The organism is Paenibacillus sp. FSL H8-0079, assembly GCF_037991315.1.
Taxonomy (GTDB): domain Bacteria; phylum Bacillota; class Bacilli; order Paenibacillales; family Paenibacillaceae; genus Paenibacillus.
This window is the reverse complement of record NZ_CP150300.1, coordinates 4,086,293-4,104,402: the sequence shown is the minus strand read 5'-3', so window position 1 is coordinate 4,104,402 and position 18,110 is coordinate 4,086,293. Positions and strand designations below refer to the sequence as shown.

General features: G+C 47.0%; 18 protein-coding genes. All 18 read left to right on the top strand.

The features are described 5' to 3' along the window. Positions 1-146: 146 nt before the first annotated feature. The 18 genes from MHI06_RS18230 (at position 147) to MHI06_RS18145 (ending at position 18,074) form a co-directional block, all read left to right on the top strand. On the top strand, positions 147-476 hold the full coding sequence (locus MHI06_RS18230) for a nucleotide pyrophosphohydrolase (protein WP_017687732.1): 330 nt from the start codon (positions 147-149) through the stop codon (positions 474-476). 50 nt (positions 477-526) lie between these two features. Then, positions 527-1,051: a tetratricopeptide repeat protein gene (locus tag MHI06_RS18225; protein ID WP_340398686.1), complete on the top strand. Its 525-nt coding sequence runs from the start codon at positions 527-529 to the stop codon at positions 1,049-1,051. Positions 1,052-1,133: 82 nt separating this feature from the next. Then, complete coding sequence (gene dapB, locus MHI06_RS18220) at positions 1,134-1,937, top strand: 4-hydroxy-tetrahydrodipicolinate reductase (RefSeq protein WP_264927428.1); 804 nt, start codon at positions 1,134-1,136, stop codon at positions 1,935-1,937. Positions 1,938-1,948: 11 nt separating this feature from the next. Further along, complete coding sequence (mgsA, locus tag MHI06_RS18215; protein ID WP_017687735.1) at positions 1,949-2,389, top strand: methylglyoxal synthase; 441 nt, start codon at positions 1,949-1,951, stop codon at positions 2,387-2,389. Further along, the gene (gene bshB1, locus MHI06_RS18210) at positions 2,386-3,084 is read left to right on the top strand and encodes a bacillithiol biosynthesis deacetylase BshB1 (RefSeq protein ID WP_340398685.1); all 699 of its coding nucleotides are present in this window, start codon (positions 2,386-2,388) and stop codon (positions 3,082-3,084) included. The genes mgsA and bshB1 overlap by 4 nt, the downstream gene beginning before the upstream one ends. A 112-nt stretch (positions 3,085-3,196) precedes the next feature. Further along, entirely contained in the window at positions 3,197-4,357 is a 1,161-nt protein-coding gene (bshA, locus tag MHI06_RS18205; RefSeq protein ID WP_340398684.1) for an N-acetyl-alpha-D-glucosaminyl L-malate synthase BshA, read from the top strand. Between the two features lie 63 nt (positions 4,358-4,420). Continuing rightward, complete coding sequence (locus MHI06_RS18200) at positions 4,421-5,719, top strand: CCA tRNA nucleotidyltransferase (RefSeq protein WP_340398683.1); 1,299 nt, start codon at positions 4,421-4,423, stop codon at positions 5,717-5,719. After that, positions 5,706-6,683 carry a biotin--[acetyl-CoA-carboxylase] ligase gene (locus MHI06_RS18195; protein ID WP_340398682.1) on the top strand — a complete coding sequence of 326 codons (978 nt, stop codon included), beginning with the start codon at positions 5,706-5,708 and terminating at the stop codon, positions 6,681-6,683. Before MHI06_RS18200 ends, MHI06_RS18195 begins: the two co-directional genes overlap by 14 nt. 347 nt (positions 6,684-7,030) lie before the next feature. Beyond that, positions 7,031-7,909 carry a 3-methyl-2-oxobutanoate hydroxymethyltransferase gene (panB, locus tag MHI06_RS18190; protein ID WP_169482484.1) on the top strand — a complete coding sequence of 293 codons (879 nt, stop codon included), beginning with the start codon at positions 7,031-7,033 and terminating at the stop codon, positions 7,907-7,909. Then, positions 7,906-8,802, top strand: coding sequence for a pantoate--beta-alanine ligase (gene panC, locus MHI06_RS18185; RefSeq protein ID WP_340398681.1), 897 nt, complete (start codon positions 7,906-7,908; stop codon positions 8,800-8,802). The genes panB and panC overlap by 4 nt, the downstream gene beginning before the upstream one ends. After that, complete coding sequence (gene panD / locus MHI06_RS18180) at positions 8,795-9,178, top strand: aspartate 1-decarboxylase (RefSeq protein WP_017687742.1); 384 nt, start codon at positions 8,795-8,797, stop codon at positions 9,176-9,178. Before panC ends, panD begins: the two co-directional genes overlap by 8 nt. Positions 9,179-9,271: 93 nt before the next feature. After that, positions 9,272-9,919 carry a tetratricopeptide repeat protein gene (locus MHI06_RS18175; protein WP_169482487.1) on the top strand — a complete coding sequence of 216 codons (648 nt, stop codon included), beginning with the start codon at positions 9,272-9,274 and terminating at the stop codon, positions 9,917-9,919. A gap of 142 nt (positions 9,920-10,061) precedes the next feature. Next, complete coding sequence (dinG, locus tag MHI06_RS18170; RefSeq protein ID WP_340398680.1) at positions 10,062-12,923, top strand: ATP-dependent DNA helicase DinG; 2,862 nt, start codon at positions 10,062-10,064, stop codon at positions 12,921-12,923. Positions 12,924-13,141: 218 nt separating this feature from the next. Next, on the top strand, positions 13,142-13,795 hold the full coding sequence (locus tag MHI06_RS18165) for a redox-sensing transcriptional repressor Rex (protein WP_062835163.1): 654 nt from the start codon (positions 13,142-13,144) through the stop codon (positions 13,793-13,795). Continuing rightward, positions 13,782-15,086, top strand: coding sequence for an amidohydrolase (locus MHI06_RS18160; protein ID WP_340398679.1), 1,305 nt, complete (start codon positions 13,782-13,784; stop codon positions 15,084-15,086). The genes MHI06_RS18165 and MHI06_RS18160 overlap by 14 nt, the downstream gene beginning before the upstream one ends. Positions 15,087-15,125: 39 nt before the next feature. After that, the gene (locus tag MHI06_RS18155; protein ID WP_340398678.1) at positions 15,126-15,656 is read left to right on the top strand and encodes a DUF5590 domain-containing protein; all 531 of its coding nucleotides are present in this window, start codon (positions 15,126-15,128) and stop codon (positions 15,654-15,656) included. A gap of 395 nt (positions 15,657-16,051) precedes the next feature. After that, positions 16,052-16,579 (top strand): hypothetical protein, encoded by a 528-nt coding sequence (locus MHI06_RS18150; protein ID WP_062835160.1) that lies wholly within the window; start codon positions 16,052-16,054, stop codon positions 16,577-16,579. After that, on the top strand, positions 16,572-18,074 hold the full coding sequence (locus MHI06_RS18145) for an AAA family ATPase (RefSeq protein ID WP_076331410.1): 1,503 nt from the start codon (positions 16,572-16,574) through the stop codon (positions 18,072-18,074). The genes MHI06_RS18150 and MHI06_RS18145 overlap by 8 nt, the downstream gene beginning before the upstream one ends. The last annotated feature ends 36 nt before the right edge of the window (positions 18,075-18,110 follow it).

Below are 18,110 nucleotides of genomic sequence, written 5' to 3'. Positions count from 1 at the left end.
ATGAAGAAGCAATCATTCCCATCCTAGTATACCTGTTTATTGATTCTTTAAAAATGATTTGTCGCTGATGATGGTGGAAGTGAATCTAAATAACTGATATTATTAGGAACAAATACGACATCATTTCAAAAGGAGAATCCGTTCTCATGGAGAAAAGCATCGCAGAAATGCAGCGTGAGGTTGATCAGTATATCTCCCAGTTCAAGGAGGGGTATTTCAGTCCTCTGGCCATGTTGGCCCGGATGTCTGAAGAGGTAGGGGAGCTTGCCAGGGAAGTGAATCACGAGTTCGGTGAGAAGCCCAAGAAGTCTTCCGAAGCCGCCAATTCCATTGAACTTGAGCTCGGAGATATTTTATTTATCACGATTTGTTTTGCGAACTCGCTGGGTATTGATCTGGCTGAGGCGCACGATAAAGTCATGCATAAATTTAACACCCGCGATGCCAATCGGTGGACTCCCAAAAACACCGATTAGGCGTAGATTACATATGCTGTACCATCACCCGATCGGGGAGGGTCAGCTTGATGATGAAACCGGAAGAATATATGCAGCAGGCTTATCGCTGTATATTGCAAAATGATTTTGAGCAGGCCATTCGTTGGTTTGAATCCGCCATTCATGCTCATCCGCAACATGCGGAGCTATATTATCGCTGTTCCATTACGCACGCTCGCAGCAAGCATCTCGTTCCGGCGCTTGAATATGCGCGCAAGGCGGTTGAGTTGTCGGCAGGAACAGAGGAGTATATTTTACACCTGCACACTTTGGAAGCAAAACAATTGACATCCAGAGCCAAGTTGCTATTGGAACAGGCGGGTATTGCAACACAGGAGCGTTATGTGGAAGCGTCTACGCTTTTGAAAGAAGCGGTCAGACTTGATCCTCTTTCCGTAGAAGCTCATGTCATGCTTGCACTAGCTTACAGTGACTTGAATGAATTTGATTCTGCAATTCAGGCGTTACGTGAGGCCATTTTGTTGGACCCACAGAACGGGCAACTGCATCAGATGTTACAGGAAATCAAGCAACGTATGAAATCCATACAGTAAGAATTCATTTCACAACGAGAGCCAAGTTAAGTTGAAATGGATTCAACGATACGATCCAACATAGCGAGGAGATGCAGTCAAGATGAGTGAAGTAATTAGAGTTGCCGTGATCGGAGCGGCTGGTCGAATGGGCCGTGAAGTCGTAAAATTGGTACTTCAGGACCCTGAACTGGAGCTTGCAGCTGCAGTTAACCGCTCCGGTGCGGGCACGGATGCCGGAACACTTGTTGGTTTGCCAGCGTGTGGAGTACTGGTAACTGATGATATTGAAATGGCTTTTGCCGAAACGAAACCGCAGGTTATGGTTGATTTTACAGTGCCACAATATGCGTTTGCACATACCGAGATCGCGATCCGTCATGGAGTCAGACCTGTCATGGGTGTTACTGGCTTCACGCCGGAGCAGATCGAACAGTTGGACAAGCAGTGCCAGGATAAAGGAATTGGAGGGCTTATTGCCCCTAACTTCTCGATCGGAGCCATTTTAATGATGCGATTCGCAGCACAGGCTGCCAAGCATATGCCGAATGTGGAGATCATCGAATATCACGGAGATCAGAAGCTGGACGCTCCTTCAGGAACTGCGATCAAAACAGCTGAACTGATTGCTGCCAATCGGGAGGAACTTCGTCAAGGTAATCCAAATGAGGAAGAAACGATTGAAGGATCACGCGGCGGTTATTACAACGGCTTCCGAATTCACAGTGTACGGTTGCCTGGCGTATTCGCGCAGCAGGAAGTTGTTTTCGGAGACTATGGACAGTCGCTTAAAATTCGGCATGACTCCTATGAACGCGCAGGTTATATGCCTGGTGTTAAGATTGGCGTACAAAAGGTTATGGAATACACAGGACTCATCTACGGATTTGATCACTTTATCGACTAAAGGAGATTGTCATGTTGAAAATAGCATTTATCGCCCATGATCGCAAAAAAGAAGAGATGGTTAACTTTGTGACGGCATATGAGCCTGTATTTACGGACCATCAATTGTACTCGACCGGAACAACAGGGCTACGTATTATGGAAGGGACTTCTCTCAAGATTCATCGATTCGAATCAGGGCCATTGGGTGGAGATCAGCAGATCGGAGCTTTGGTTGCGCAAAATGAGATGGATCTGATTATTTTTCTACGCGATCCACTGATGGCACAACCTCACGAGCCGGATATTAATGCGTTGCTGCGTCTTTGTGATGTACAGGGAATTCCACTTGCCACGAATATCGCAACCGCTGAGATTCTGGTTAAGGCTCTGGATCGTGGTGATTTTGCCTGGAGAGAGCTGGTACATAAATACAAGCCGGAGGCTGGATTGAATTCAGGTGATTCCGAATGAGTCTGGATATTCTCATCTTTGGAGCACATGCGGACGACGCGGAGATTGGTATGGCTGGAACGATCGCCAAACATACCGCTGCCGGCCTGAAAGTAGGCGTGTGCGATCTGACTCGTGCTGAGATGTCTTCCAACGGAACAGTAGAGCGCAGAACCGAGGAAGCGGAGCAAGCCTCCCGCGTCCTCGGTCTTTCGTGTCGAACGAATCTGGGTCTTCCTGACCGCGGGTTGTACCTTACTCCTGAACATGTACAGGCGGTAACGGCTGAGATACGGCGTCATGCTCCTCGGATGGTGTTTGCACCCTATTGGGAAGATCGTCATCCGGATCATGTCAATTGCAGTAAGCTGGTGCAGGAAGCTGTATTTAACGCCAAGCTTCGGAACTACATGCCGGATATGCCTGCTGTACAAGTGAAGGAACTTTATTTTTACTTTATTAATGACATTGGACCTACGGATTTGATTGTGGATATTTCGGAACACTATGAGCAAAAAGAAACTTCTTTACGCTGTTATCGTTCCCAATTCGAACTCGGGGAGGGCGTGGTCTCGACTCCATTGAATCAAGGGTATATTGAACGTGTAAGAGCCCGGGATTCCTTGCTCGGACAACGCAGTCTCATCCCGTTTGCAGAAGGTTTTGCTACAATTACACCTTTCGTGGTTCATCAATTTGGCTCGGGTGCCCAATAAACGATTTCAAATTTTTTACGTTTTTTTTACGTTTAATGAAACGAAGGGTTTCATTATTCCATTGCATTATATCAACCTGCATGAAGCGGGAGATCAAAGGAGCGTCCACAGGATGGATAAAAAGCTAAAAATCGGCATCACCTGTTATCCGTCCCTTGGCGGGTCTGGCGTTGTCGCAACGGAGTTGGGCAAATTGCTTGCCGAACAGGGACATCAGGTTCATTTTATTGCCAACAGTATCCCGTTCAGACTGGGTACGTTCCAGAAAAATATTTTTTATCACGAAGTTGAAGTAAATGATTATTATGTTTTCCGTTATCCTCCGTATGACCTGTCACTGGCAACGAAGATGGCGCAGGTGGCTAAGTCACAGCAGCTGGATCTGCTGCATGTTCACTACGCCGTGCCACACGCAGTATGTGCCTTTCTGGCGAAACAGATGGTAGGGGACGGCCTTAAAGTGGTTACCACGTTACATGGAACGGATATTACAGTTCTGGCTCAGGATGAATCTCTGAAGGATCTGATCCGTCTTGCCATTAATGAAAGTGACGCGGTTACGGCCGTATCACAAGATTTGATTCGTGAAACGGTTGAACTGCTGGATATTCAGCGTCCAATCGATCTAACCTATAATTTTATTGATAAACGAATATATTATCCGCGGGATGCTGCCAGTCTGCGAAGAGACTTTGCTGCGCCAGAAGAAAAAATATTAATGCACATTTCCAACTTCCGACCGGTGAAGAGAACTCAGGACGTGGTAGAGGTCTTCCGTCAGGTACAGGAGCAGGTGCCAGCCAAACTGCTATTTGTTGGTGAAGGACCTGATTTGCCGAAGATGCAATGGAAAATTAATGATCTCGGGTTGAATGATAAAGTTCATTTCCTTGGCAAACAGGATGACATTGCTCAGGTCATCTCTATGGCTGACGTGTTGATGCTTCCATCAGAGAAGGAAAGTTTCGGACTTGTGGCACTCGAAGCAATGGCTTGTGGTGTACCTACGATCGGTTCACAGGCCGGCGGAATTCCGGAACTGGTCCTGCATGGTAAGACAGGTTTCTTATCCGCAATCGGGGATACACAATCCATGGCCGAGAACACGATCCGTTTGTTGACGGACGATCGTTTGGCTGCGGAGTTCAGGGAAGCATGTCTCCAGCGCGCACATCATGATTTTTGTAATGATGCCATTCGGCATGAATATGAACAGATATATTACCGGGTGCTGGGAAGAGAAGTTCCGAATCTGAATCCGGTTTGCGGATAACCGTTTTGCTCGGCGAAATCATACTGTGCATACCACAACAGGCAAGAGAAGAGGTGATATGTGGTGGTTCAATGGACACAAGTAGATCGTGAAATGGCAATTCAAAGTGAGAATGTACTCACAAGATTAAATGAACATGGCTACAAGGCATATTGGGTGGGCGGTTGTGTCCGTGATGAATTGCTGGAACGAGTTGTAGACGATATGGATATCACGACCTCTGCTTCTCCTCAGCAAGTGATGGAACTGTTCGACGACTGTATCCCTACAGGCTTGCAACACGGGACGGTTACCGTGCGTTCAGGTGGTTATTACTTTGAAGTTACCACGTTTCGAACAGAATCCGAGTATCAGGATAACCGCAGACCCGCTGCAGTTCAATTTGTTCAGGATATTAAGGAAGATTTGCAGCGGCGTGACTTCACGATGAACGCTCTTGCCATGGACGTCTCTGGGACAATCGTTGATCCGTTCGGTGGACAGGCAGATATTAAGGAAGAGCGCGTCAGATGTGTGGGCTCTGCGGTGGAACGATTTGGTGAAGATGCATTGCGGATGCTTCGTTGTGTTCGCTTTGCTTCGGTATTTGATTTCAAAATCGCTCATAATACGTGGAAGGGTCTTGTAAGACAGAGAGACCTGCTTCAACATATAGCGATGGAACGAGTACGGACCGAGATGGTAAAAATGATGTCGGGACCGCATCCCTTAAGAGGATTGGAGCTGTTATACAGAAGTAACGCGCTTGCGCACGTCAAAGCCCCGGTTAGCTCGGGCCGATTCAACAAGACGTTGTTATCCAATCTGGAACAATTGTCAGACGAGCATGTATTGCTTAGGTGGTCACTCATCCTGATCGCTGGTGGTTATAGCAAGGATGAAGCAGACGTTCTATTACGTCAGTGGACATTCTCCAATGAACATCGTTCCCGTATAACAGGGGTGCTTCAGGTAGAGCAGTTGATTCAAACTTCCGTTCAGGAGCAGAAGGATACGCTAAGCCTGCGTTCCGATTGGATCGTTACAGTTCTGGCTTGTGGCGTTCAGGCTGCGGATGATTGGCTTCGGATACAGTCGCTGTTGCCAGCAGGCTGGCGGGATCAGCCTGACCAGGCAGAATTGCAGGTTGTTTTGGTGCAAGAACTTGCATCCGAATGGAGTCACTCAATCCCTGTGCATGACTTGAAAGAGCTCGATATCACAGGCGAACAAGTGTTGCAGATGGTGCAGCGCAAAGGCGGACCTTGGCTGGGTCAACTGATGAAACATTTGTTAAAAGAGACGGCGATTGGAACGATAGCGAATCAGTATGAAGCGCTAAGTGCAGAAGTGAAGCGGGTGGTTGCAGATGACCAAGCATGAAGATCTGTTACATATGTTATTGAATGCAGAAGGAAGATTCGTATCGGGTGAAGAGATCAGCCGTAATCTGTCCATCAGTCGAACCGCTGTGTGGAAACATGTGAACAAATTGCGTGACATGGGTTATGAGTTTGAAGCTGTCTCTCGCAAAGGGTATCGTCTCGTCACGAAGCCGGACAGCATTGACGCTACTGCCCTTCAATTGGCGTTGGACACAACCATATTTGGCCGTAAAGCGATTCTGTTGACCTCGACCTTGTCTACCCAAGGGGATGTTCTGAAGTTAGCTGAGCAGGGGCAGGCCGAAGGCGCTGTAGTCATTGCGGAAGAGCAAACGGGTGGAAGGGGACGCTTCGGTCGAAAGTGGTTCTCTCCTCCGGGTAAAGGAATCTGGATGAGTGTTCTGTTGCGCCCTGATGTACCACTTCAGCACACGCCTCAGCTAACCCTGTTAGCAGGTGTGGCTGTATGTCGTGCCGTTCGAGCTTGCACAGGAGCTGATGCAGGCATCAAATGGCCAAATGATCTGTTGATTGATGGACGCAAGGTGTGCGGCATATTACTTGAATCCACAGTAGAAGATCATGAAGTCAGATACTGCATTGCAGGTATAGGCGTGGACGTGAACTTTGATCCCGAGGACTATCCGGAAGATCTGACTACAATCGCTACTTCGCTCAAGATGGAGACGGGGCAACCTATTGATCGTACCAAGCTCGCGGCTGCCATTTTGACAGAGCTGGAACAGTTGTATTTTTTGTATCAAAAAGAAGGATTCGGTGTCATCTCAGCTCTTTGGGAGGCCCTGTCCGTATCGATGAATCGCGAGATTACAGTAACGAATCCTCATGGTGTCATTGAAGGGAATGCAATCGGTCTTGACCCTTCGGGAGCACTTATCGTAGAGAAACGCGATGGAGAGCGTGCACTAGTCATCTCTGGTGAGATTTCCTGGAAATCGTAAACAATTTGTCGAATTTTCACTGGTGAAATGAACATAAGACGTGAAGTTTGAGCAGAACTTTGGTATACTGTGTTCGTGAGGCGATATCGGCTGATACAGACCGAATTGCACTCCGGAAAAAGTAACCTTTGTTCTGCTTTGACGTGTTTTACACAGGCAGACAGACAGCAGTACAAGTATGAAACAAGTAAAGTGAGTTGTTGGATTCTGCTCTGAGCCGAAGAGGACCGAGACAGAAGGGACGATCGCAAGTGACTCTTTTTTGACTTTTCGGGACTTTTTAGTGGGAAACTAAAAGGTTTTTTTGTTGTGTTTATTTGAAAAGAAGAAAGGAGCCATGACAGAAAATGGCGAACAAACAACCGATGAATATTGTGAAAATGAAAAAATACAAGCAGGATGGCGTGCCACTCAGTATGATTACGGCTTACGATTATCCAACAGCACTTCTTGCAGAGGAAGCAGGTATCGATCTAATTCTCGTTGGCGATTCACTTGGCAATGTAGTGCTCGGTTATAACTCGACGCTTCCGGTGACTATCGACGACATGGTGTACCATACACGTTCCGTAGTGCGCGGGGCAGAGAAGACATTTATTGTGGCTGACATGCCTTTTATGACGTATCATGGCAGCGTGGATGAGACGCTTAAGGGTGTACGTAGACTGATGCAAGAGGGGCATGCCCATGCGGTTAAAATGGAAGGCGGAGTCGAAATAGCAGACACCGTCAGAGCAGTCGTACAAGCAGGCGTGCCTGTTCTTGGACATATCGGACTGACACCTCAATCGGTTAATCAAATTGGCGGTTACCGTATCCAGGGTAAGGATGCAGCAGATGCGAAACGTCTAATGGACGAAGCCAAAGCCTTGGAAGCTGCAGGCGCGTTCGGCATTGTGCTTGAACTGGTTACGGAAGAAGTCGCGCGGGCGATCTCGGAGGAACTGTCTATCCCTACCATCGGGATTGGAGCAGGACGAGGCTGTGACGGTCAGGTACTGGTGTTCCACGATGTGGTTCAGTATGCTTCTCCGTATACGCCCAAACGTTTTGTCAAAACCTATGGAGATGTGGGTGCATTAATCAGAACCAGCATTGAAGCCTATGTGAAGGAAGTTAAAGATCGTTCTTTCCCGGCCCAAGAGCACGTGTTCAATGCTACGGATGCTGGCGTTCTGGATCAACTGTATGGACAACGCAAGGAAAAGGTGGGAAGTAACTCATGAAAGTATTACGGACAATCGCAGAGTTAAGACAGGAGCTAAGCTTGATGCGTCAAGCGATTCGGTCCGATGCGTCCGTTGTAGGTCTGGTACCGACAATGGGTTATCTTCATCAAGGTCATGCAAGCTTGATGCAAGCAGCTAAACAACAAAGCGATATCGTGGTTTTGAGCATATTCGTTAATCCGATTCAATTTGGACCAAATGAAGATTTTGACAGCTATCCACGGGATGAAGCCAGGGATGTGGAAACAGCACGCTCACAAGGGGTAGATATTGTATTTATTCCCTCTGTTGAAGAGATGTATCCACAGGCAACGCAAACGACAGTATCTGTCTCACAACTGACGGAGCGCTTATGTGGCGCTTCCCGTCCGGGCCATTTTGACGGAGTAACGACCGTAGTCTCCAAGCTGTTTAACATCGTACAGCCACAGCGTGCATTTTTTGGGATGAAAGACGCTCAGCAGGTTGCGGTCATTCAACAGATGGTGAATGATTTGAATATGCCTGTAGAGATTGTACCTTGTCCGATTGTTCGCGAAGAGGATGGCCTGGCCCTTAGTTCACGTAATGTCTATCTCAGCGCTGAACAGCGTACACAGGCGTTGGTTCTGTCGAAGGCGCTACGTGTAGCTCAAGAAGCCGCGGATACAGGTATAGTAATAACTGCCGCAGATATTCGTCGTAGCTTGCGCGAGCAGATTACGATCTCACCGCTTGCAGTTATCGACTACGCCGAGATTCAGGCTTTTCCAAGTCTGGAGCCGCTCGCAGATCAGGAAGAAGTTCAAGGACGTGACGATCTGCTCATCGCACTTGCGGTGAAATTCGGAAAAACAAGATTGATTGACAATATAAGGTTGCAAAAATCGGAGGTGCTGTCCCATGTTTAGAACACTCATGAAATCCAAAATTCACCGGGCTACGGTAACGGAAGCCAACTTGAACTATGTGGGTAGCATTACCATAGATGAAGATCTAATGGAAACATCCGATCTGATGGAAAATGAGAAAGTGCAGATTGTGAACAATAACAATGGTGCACGTCTGGAAACTTATGTGATTCCAGGACCGCGCGGTAGCGGGGTCATCTGCCTTAACGGCGCAGCTGCACGTCTGGTGCAGCCCGGAGATAACGTCATTATCATTTCTTACGCCATGATGTCTCAAGAAGAGGCAAATACTCACAAACCAACGGTTGTCTTTGTAGATGGACAGAATAAACCTGTACAAACGATGAAGCAGGAAGTCCACGCAACGATTATGTAATCGACTGGTAAGGAGAATGAAATCGGTCCTTGAAGCAAAAAATGAGTACAGGTCACTGCACTAATCCATTTTTTCAAGGGTGGGGATGCATCGATGTTCCAGCATGTTTTCGCAGAAATGAACGACATGTTAGACGAAATTATCAAGAGCTATCCTTCCGCTGAAGGCCTGAACAAACAGGAATTGCAGCAAAAGTGGAACTTGCTTAAGCGGATGAGTGACGGAATGCTGGATGAATGGCTGATGTTTGAAGAAAAGATGAGCCAAGTGCGGGAGCGGGAGATGGATAAGCCCGCTTCCCTTGAACCGGAACAGGAAGCTGTTACCGCTCTGCCTGAACTCCATCTGGAATATTTCAGTCGGGGTCAGGGTTATTTCAAATTACAGATGTATCCGCAGGCGATCATGCAGTTCTCCCAGGTTGTGACCGACCATCCGGAGAGTGCATTGACTCGTTTTTACCTGGCGCTCGCGTATCTGAATCTGGAACAAATGGCGGAAGCCGGGACACATTTGCAGCAGATCATGTACCTTAAGGGTTCACCTCGCTTAAAGGGGCTTGTATGTAACGCTCTGGGCTGTATTCAAGCCAAGCTTGCGAATCCGGAAGCTGCATGTTCACTCTTTGCACAGGCCCTTCAGTATGACCCGACATTGACCGAACCACTGTACAACATGGAAGCTTGCAGGTTGAACAGGGGAAAATTGCAATATGCAAATCAGCTGACGACCCTTCATTAAGCGGGAATTCGGCGACCAAAAAACGGTGTTCCCTCCTCTGGCATAGCGGCGGGGACACCGCTTTTTTGTCAGTTAATTTTCAAATCCCCTTTTTTTTGCTATGCTGTAACATAGACTGGAATGGAAGGGACCGTACATTGCAATGAAATTTGCCGTATTGGATTTCGAAACAACCGGCACGCAGTCCGACGGTGAGATTATACAGGCCGGACTTGCCATCATAGATCATGACTACAGCATAACTCAAATATATAGTTCTTATGTGAACCCTGGTGTACCGATTCCCCCGTTTATTTCGGGGTTAACGGGTATTACCGATGAAGATGTGGCGGACGCTCCTTCACTCGAAGAGATGATGATGGAGATGGTTCCGCTACTTAACGACGTCGTTCTTGTTGGACACAACGTTGCTTTTGATTTTCACTTTTTGCAGAATGCTCTGGACCGTTGCGGTTATTTACCGTTCACTGGCCGTATTCTGGACACGATTGATTTTCTGAAGATTACGTTCCCATCACTTGGTTCTTATCAACTTGGTTATGTGTCTTCGGAATTTGGCTTTCAGCATGATCGCCCTCATCAGGCAGACAGTGATGCACTCGCGACAGCCTATGTGCTGCTCAAATGTCTGGATGAGTTAAAGGAATTACCGCTCATAACGATTCAGCGCCTCAGTGACCTGTTTGCACCAGAAGACAGTGATTTGGGTTGGTTCTTGGACGGGATGCGCAGTGAGAAGGAAGCAGAGCCGATTCAGGATCTGGACGGACATACCTATTATCGTCAGCTTGCTCTTAATGTGAGTGATTGGACCGATATTGGTGCACCACGTGATGAGCGGGAGGGTAATCCCCTTGACGGTGTAAGCTTCGAACAGTTTATGGATCAGGTTCGGGAAAACCTGAAGGATACGCTGGATCATTATGAAGAGCGCGAAGCGCAGACTCAGATGTTCAGCAGTGTTAGGCAGGCTTTGGATGAAGAGAAACACCTCTTGATCGAGGCTGGAACAGGCACAGGGAAATCTCTGGGTTATCTGTTGCCTGCTATTTACGAAAGTGTGAAGCAAGAACAGAAAGTCATGGTCAGCACGCATACGATCAACCTGCAGGAACAATTGAGAGAGCGGGACATTCCGATGCTGACCCAAGTGGTTCCGTTTCCGTTTAAGGCTGCTGTATTCAAAGGACGTGGACATTACTTGTGCCTGCGCAAATTTGAACACAAAATCAATAAACGTGAATTCGCCACACCGAAAGAGGATTATTTCACAGCCGCTCAGATGATCGTCTGGCTTACGCAGACTGAAACCGGAGATGATGAGGAACTTAACCTTAGCGGACGCGGTGGGGACTTCTGGGAGACGGTACAGAGCGAATCTGAGTCCTGTCTGGGAAGATCCTGTCCATGGTTCCGCAAATGTTTCTACCATCGCGCCAAACATGAGGCAGGGTTGTCTGACATCGTAATTACGAATCACTCCAAATTATTTACGGACGTCAAAGCAGCGCATCAGCTACTGCCAGCGTATGAGAGTCTTGTGATCGATGAGGCACATCATCTGGAGGACGTGGCTGGTAAGCATCTAGGAATGCATATGAAATATTTCACGTTGGTTCATACACTGACCCGTCTGTTTAAAGACAGTCGTAATGGTCAGCTGCCTATGCTTCGTTCGCAGTTATCCGGACATGAAAATTCGGTGCAATGGGGCTCCATGGTGGATCAGATGTTCCCGCTCGCTCTTGAGGTTAAGGAGCTATGGGATCGCATGAGTGAAGCTTTGTTCGGTCTGTTGCCTGAACGAAGTGATGCTTCACCGGGAGAAACAGGACAATTTTCCCTGCGTCTGAAGGCATCTCAAAAACCGGCCAAATGGCAGGAGTTGCAGGATTTGGAGAACCAAATCCATGTGACATTGGGCGATTTGGTTCGCAAAGGGGACAAATTGCTGCTTGAGGTAAAAGAAGATCAGGATGATTATCAATCGGATAGCCTGATCACGGATATTACAGGATTGCTGAAAGATCTGACCACGTTGAAGGAGAATCTACGTTTCTTCATGCGTATGGATGATGCCAAAACGGTGTACTGGATGGAAGCCAGCGGCCAGTTCCGCAGCAAATCTCTCCAGCTGTATGCTGTACCTGTAGATGTCAGTGCACAACTTAAGGATTTGTTTTTTGATAAAAAGAAAAGTGTTGTGCTTACATCGGCTACGCTCTCTGTGGATAAGTCATTCCAGTTCATGATCGAGCAGCTTGGTTTGCAGGAAGCCGCCGAGAATAATCGGCTATTAACGTCGATGCTGCCATCACCTTTCAACTATCGCGATCAGGCACTTCTGGTGATTCCACGTGATTTCCCGAGTGTGAAGGGCAGTGTGGGTGATGCGCACTTTGTCAATATGCTGGTGCAATCACTCGCAGAGACCGCAATTGCCACGCGTGGGCGCATGATGGTTCTGTTTACTTCATACAAGATGTTGCGACAGGTCTATGATCCGCTAAAAGAAGCTCTGTCTGGTAACGACATCTCGTTGCTAGGGCAAGGTGTGGACAGTGGAAGCCGCTCGAAGTTGACTCGCAGGTTCCAGGACGCCAAAGCTACGGTACTTTTGGGCACAAGCAGCTTCTGGGAGGGTGTAGATATCCCTGGTGATGCGCTGACGTGTCTAGCTATTGTGCGATTGCCTTTCCAGCCGCCGAATCATCCGTTGGTGGAAGCCAAGAGTGAGTTGCTCCAGGAGCAGAAGAAGAATCCATTCCTGAAGCTGTCTGTACCGCAAGCGGTCATCCGTTTCAAGCAAGGATTTGGCCGATTGGTGCGTACCGCGAAGGACAGAGGAATTGTGATTGTCTATGATACACGCGTAATTGAAGCGTACTATGGCAAATTCTTTTTATATTCATTACCTGGTCCCAAAATGGAGCACATGCTCACAGAGCAAATGGTTCCACGAATTACCGAATGGTTGGAAAAACCTGATAAAGAACAAGAATAATGGTTTTTTTGTTCGTTATATCATTGCATGACGCTACAGTTTGGCGTTAAACTTTATGAGATCTTTCCGTTTGCGAATAAAGCAGTTGCACGTAAGAACTTATAACCTAAATTACAAGGAGCATTCTGTATAAAAAGTCACTTCTATCTTTGAGTTTATACAGAATGCTCATCTTTTCATCTATTATTTTATCGTGGCCTTGGTAAGGGGGAGCAAGAATGAAATCGGATAAAATTTCGGAAGCGGTGGTACGACGTCTGCCTGTTTACTTGCGTTATTTGAGCGAGTTGCATCAGCGTGAGGTGGCTACTGTTTCTTCTCAAGAGCTTGGACAGAGGCTGGATCTGAATCCGGCCCAAATTCGTAAAGACCTGGCTTACTTCGGTGATTTTGGTCGTAAAGGGATCGGGTATGATGTATCCTATTTGATCGAGAAAATTCGTCACATTCTCAAAATTGATCAGCAAATTAATGTAGCTCTGGTGGGCGCGGGTAACCTCGGACAGGCCTTGTCCAACTACAACGCGTATCTGAAAGACAACATGAAGATTGTTGCTGTATTTGATGCATATGGACCGAAGATTGGTAGTCAAATCAACAGTTTGACGGTAAAACCAATGAATGAATTGACGGAAGCAGTGAAAACGGATAACATCCGCATCGGCATTATCACGGTTCCGGATACGGAAGCCCAAAATGTAGCCGATCAACTTATTGAATCGGGAATTGAAGCGATCCTCAATTTTGCACCAACAATTCTAAAAACACCGCCGCATATCCGCATTCATCATGCTGACTTTACGACGGATCTGCTTAGTTTGGCCTATTACTTGGAGACTGGAAAGGACGACGAGGAAGATGACAACAAATAGATGGGTAATTCACAACGGCAAATTTGCCGTAAATGAAGGCGCAACATGGAATGTGGTTCAAGGCTATATGGTTGTTGAGAATGACAAGATTGTGCATATTGGTGAGACATTGCCGGATGGAGACGAAAATTGTACCAAAGTGGATGGAAAAGGACTGTTCTTCCTGCCGGGTCTGATCAATACGCATGGTCATGCAGCGATGTCGCTGCTCAGAGGTCATGGAGACGATCTTGCGCTGCAAGTATGGTTGCAGGAAAAAATGTGGCCGATGGAAGCGAAAATGACTTCACAAGATGTATATTGGGGAACTTCGCTATCGGTGCTTGAAATGTTGAAAGGCGGAACTACCGCTTTCCTGGACATGTATGATCACATGGATCAGGTTGCCAAAGTGGTGGAGCAATCCGGCGTTAGAGCAGCACTGGCACGTGGTGTAATCGGGCTGTGCTCGGAAGAAGAACAATTGCGGAAGCTGGAGGAGTCGGCTGCGTTTGCGCGTGAGTGGAATGGACAGGCAGATGGTCGCATTACAACCGTAATCTCCCCACACGCACCATATACATGCCCTCCAGACTACATAGAGAAGCTTGTACAGGTGGCGAACGACCTAAACCTTCCCCTTCATACTCATATGTCGGAAACGCTTCGTGAAGTCGAGCAGAACGTGGCTGATTATGGACTGCGTCCTGTGGCACATCTGGAGAAACTGGGCTTTTTCTCCCGTCCATCTCTGGTTGCACATGCGGTGCATCTGAATGACGAAGAGATCGAGATTCTGGCCCGTCATGATGTGGCTGTGTCCCATAACCCGGGAAGTAACCTGAAACTGGCTTCCGGTGTTGCTCGTGTACCCGCTTTGCTGAAAGCAGGAGTTACCGTGTCACTCGGAACAGACGGACCGGCAAGCAACAACAATCTGGATATGTTCGAGGAAATGAGACTCGCTGCATTGATCCACAAAGGCGTGTCTGGTGACCCGACGGCAGTACCAGCAGGCGAAGCGTTATTACTTGGAACGTCATATGGCGCCAAATCCATCTTCTTGAACAATACGGGAGCGCTTCAGGTTGGCATGAAGGCTGACTTTATCGCCCTGGACATTGAACAGGCACATTTCTATCCACATACAGACCTGATCTCACATACGATCTACTCGGCTTCTGCCAAAGATGTGGAGCATGTATGGGTGGATGGAAAACAAGTGGTGAAGCATGGCGAATGTCTGACTATGGATGAAGAGCGCATTTTGCGTGAGTCTCAATTGGCATTTGATGGTCTGCTTGCTCGTTAATTACAGGACAGCGCATCATAGGGAAAGGAAGTTCGGCTTTTGAAGAAAAAAAAGAAGTGGATATGGATTTCGCTGCTTGCACTGGTTCTGATTCTGTTTGGACTTCAGCGTTATTACGTCTATGTCACGCAGGATCAGCGCAAGGAAGAAGCGCTCGCCATACAGGCAGCACAGGAGCAACTGGGCATTACATCCTATGATGAATTGCGAAAGTATATCTGGGGAGATAAAGAAGGCTCTGACAACATCTACTGGACCCTGATCGGTAAAAATAAGGATAACCAGGATGTCATGGTCTGGGTTAAATTCGATGAAAACAATCAACCTGCCACAGGAGCAAATGCTATACACAGCGAACTGCTGCAGAATGGTATGACCGAAGCGCAGATCCGCAATCGTTTCAGTTCTGAAGTTCCTGCGGGTGAGATTAAGCGAATCATGCCCGGAGTTGTGAATGGGATATATGTGTGGCAAGTGTATTATAAGGACGGCACGCATAACCACTATCGCTTTTATCGTTTTAGCAACGGAGAACAGGTGGACCTGGTCTACACTCTCCCGAACAGCTAGAAACAATTAGAAAGAACCGGCAGACGGATATCCGACTGAACCGGTTCTTTGTGTTGTCTGTAAACATATTTGATTTAAATAAATCAATTTCATAATACCTTTAGCTGCTTCAATCAAGGGTAGATATAGATCAAAACGATTCAATTTGTCTATATCTAGTTACAAAAATCTATTTTTAGTGAGTTATGAAAATGATTTAAATAGTTAAAATTAATAATTTATTCATATTTTCGCCTTCGAAATTGTATATACGATGTGATATACTCAGATATGTACTCAAAGTTACATTGCAAACAAATAATCCTGTCGAAATTTTCGCAGGAGTCTATGTGCACATATTCGTATTATACCAATAAGCCAGTAGGTTAGGCCAATATCTGGGAGGGGTAATTCACTTGAAGCTAAAAGTATTGCCTATTGCTTTAACTGCCGTCATTTCAGCCGTTGTGTTGTTTGGAGGTTGGTTTGTGTATCGTCAGGTGGCTATGCAGAATCCGATTGAAAAGATGGTTACCCAGTACGATGGAGTCAATGACGTTCAATTAACTATTAACCGCAATGACGTACAATTGAAACTGGATCTGCAACCCGATGTTGATTTGGGCAGACTGGTACAATACATTCACAAAGAAGGACAGACCCTGATTGGAACACGTTCACTAAAGTTGGATGTTGTGGATCATTCCAGTGAAGCACTGGAAAGTTGGTGGGGTGATGCGATGTTTACCGTAGCTCAGGCGATGGAGAACAAACAGTACACCGAGATTACACCAACGTTGTCCAAGATGGCGACAAATGGAATTAAGGTAAATACAGCGATGGATGACAACAATGTATATGTTAGTCTCAGAGACGGAGATGCCAGCAAGTTTATTATTCTGCCGCGTGTGCCCGGTCAGATAGGAGTGTGGCCTAATGCCTAAGTGGACAAAAGAAGTTGCCATTGGATTTTTTCCTGTGTTGATTATTTTCCTTGCTTTTACTGGTGTTAATATTGTTCCGATTCTGATTGCAGCGGTGCTTGTCGGAGCTTTGCTGTTCATGATGCAAATGCGCGGCGGGATAACCGTAGGCGCAGCACAGGAACGTAAACGGAAGAAAAAAGGACCTTCCAAACTTACTTTTGAAGAAATTGGAGGTCAGGACAGTGCCAAGCAGGAATTGCGTGAAGCACTCGACTTTCTCATCAAACACGAAGAAATTCGGAAGTTCGGGATTCGTCCGTTAAAAGGCATCTTGCTGACGGGCCCTCCAGGGACAGGGAAAACGTTGATGGCCAAGGCTGCTGCCCATTACACGGATTCTGTTTTCGTAGCAGCATCGGGTAGTGAGTTTGTGGAAATGTATGTTGGTGTAGGTGCCAGCAGAATTCGGGATTTGTTCAAGGACGCGAGAACCCGTGCGACCAAGGAAAATAAGGAAAACGCCATTATATTTATCGATGAGATCGATGTTATCGGGGGGAAACGTGAAGGCGGTCAACAGCGTGAGTATGATCAGACGCTGAATCAACTCTTGACGGAAATGGATGGAATCTATTCTTCTGACACACCGAGAATTCTGGTTATCGCTGCAACGAACCGCAAAGAAATGCTGGATAGCGCTCTGACGCGTCCGGGACGTTTTGACCGTCATATTCAAGTGGATTTGCCGGACAAGAAGGGTAGAAAGCATATCCTGGAACTGCATGCGGTGAATAAACCTCTGATGGAGGAAGTGAATCTGGAGAAGACTGCGGAAGAATCGTATGGTTTCTCCGGTGCACAGCTTGAGAGTGTTATGAACGAAGCGGCAATATACGCCATGCGGGACGGGTTGTTAAACATTGAACAGCGGCACTTGTCCCTGGCTATTGATAAAGTCATGATGGGTGAGAAGACAGACCGTGAATCCAGTGTAGAAGAGAAGAAAAGGGTCGCCATCCATGAGTTGGGACATGCCATTATGGCTGAACTCGTTCGTCCAGGAAGTGTAAGCCAGGTGGCTCTCAGTCCGCGTGGGCAGGCACTGGGATACGTTCGTCATAACCCTCAACAGGAACAGTTCCTTTATACGAAGCGCTTTCTGGAGGAGCAGATCATGATTGCACTCGGAGGGGCAGCTGCGGAGGAAATGTATTACGGTGGACGTTCCACTGGGTCACGTAATGACTTTGATCAGGCGACCAATGTGGTGCAGACGATGATGGCTTCCGGGTTGACTTCACTTGGTATTGTGAACATGGATATGGTTACAACCGAGGAGCTCATGCGGGAGAATAAATTGATTTTGCAAGAACTTATGGAGCAGACGAAACGGTTGCTTGAAGAACAACGGACAATATTCGACAATTCCCTCGACATCCTGATTCGGGAGGAAGTATTGTCTGGGGAGCAATTTCGTTGTCAATTTCGTGACAGTGCCCTTTTACCAGCATAATTTATTTATGCTGGTTATTTTTTTTTACATTTCACT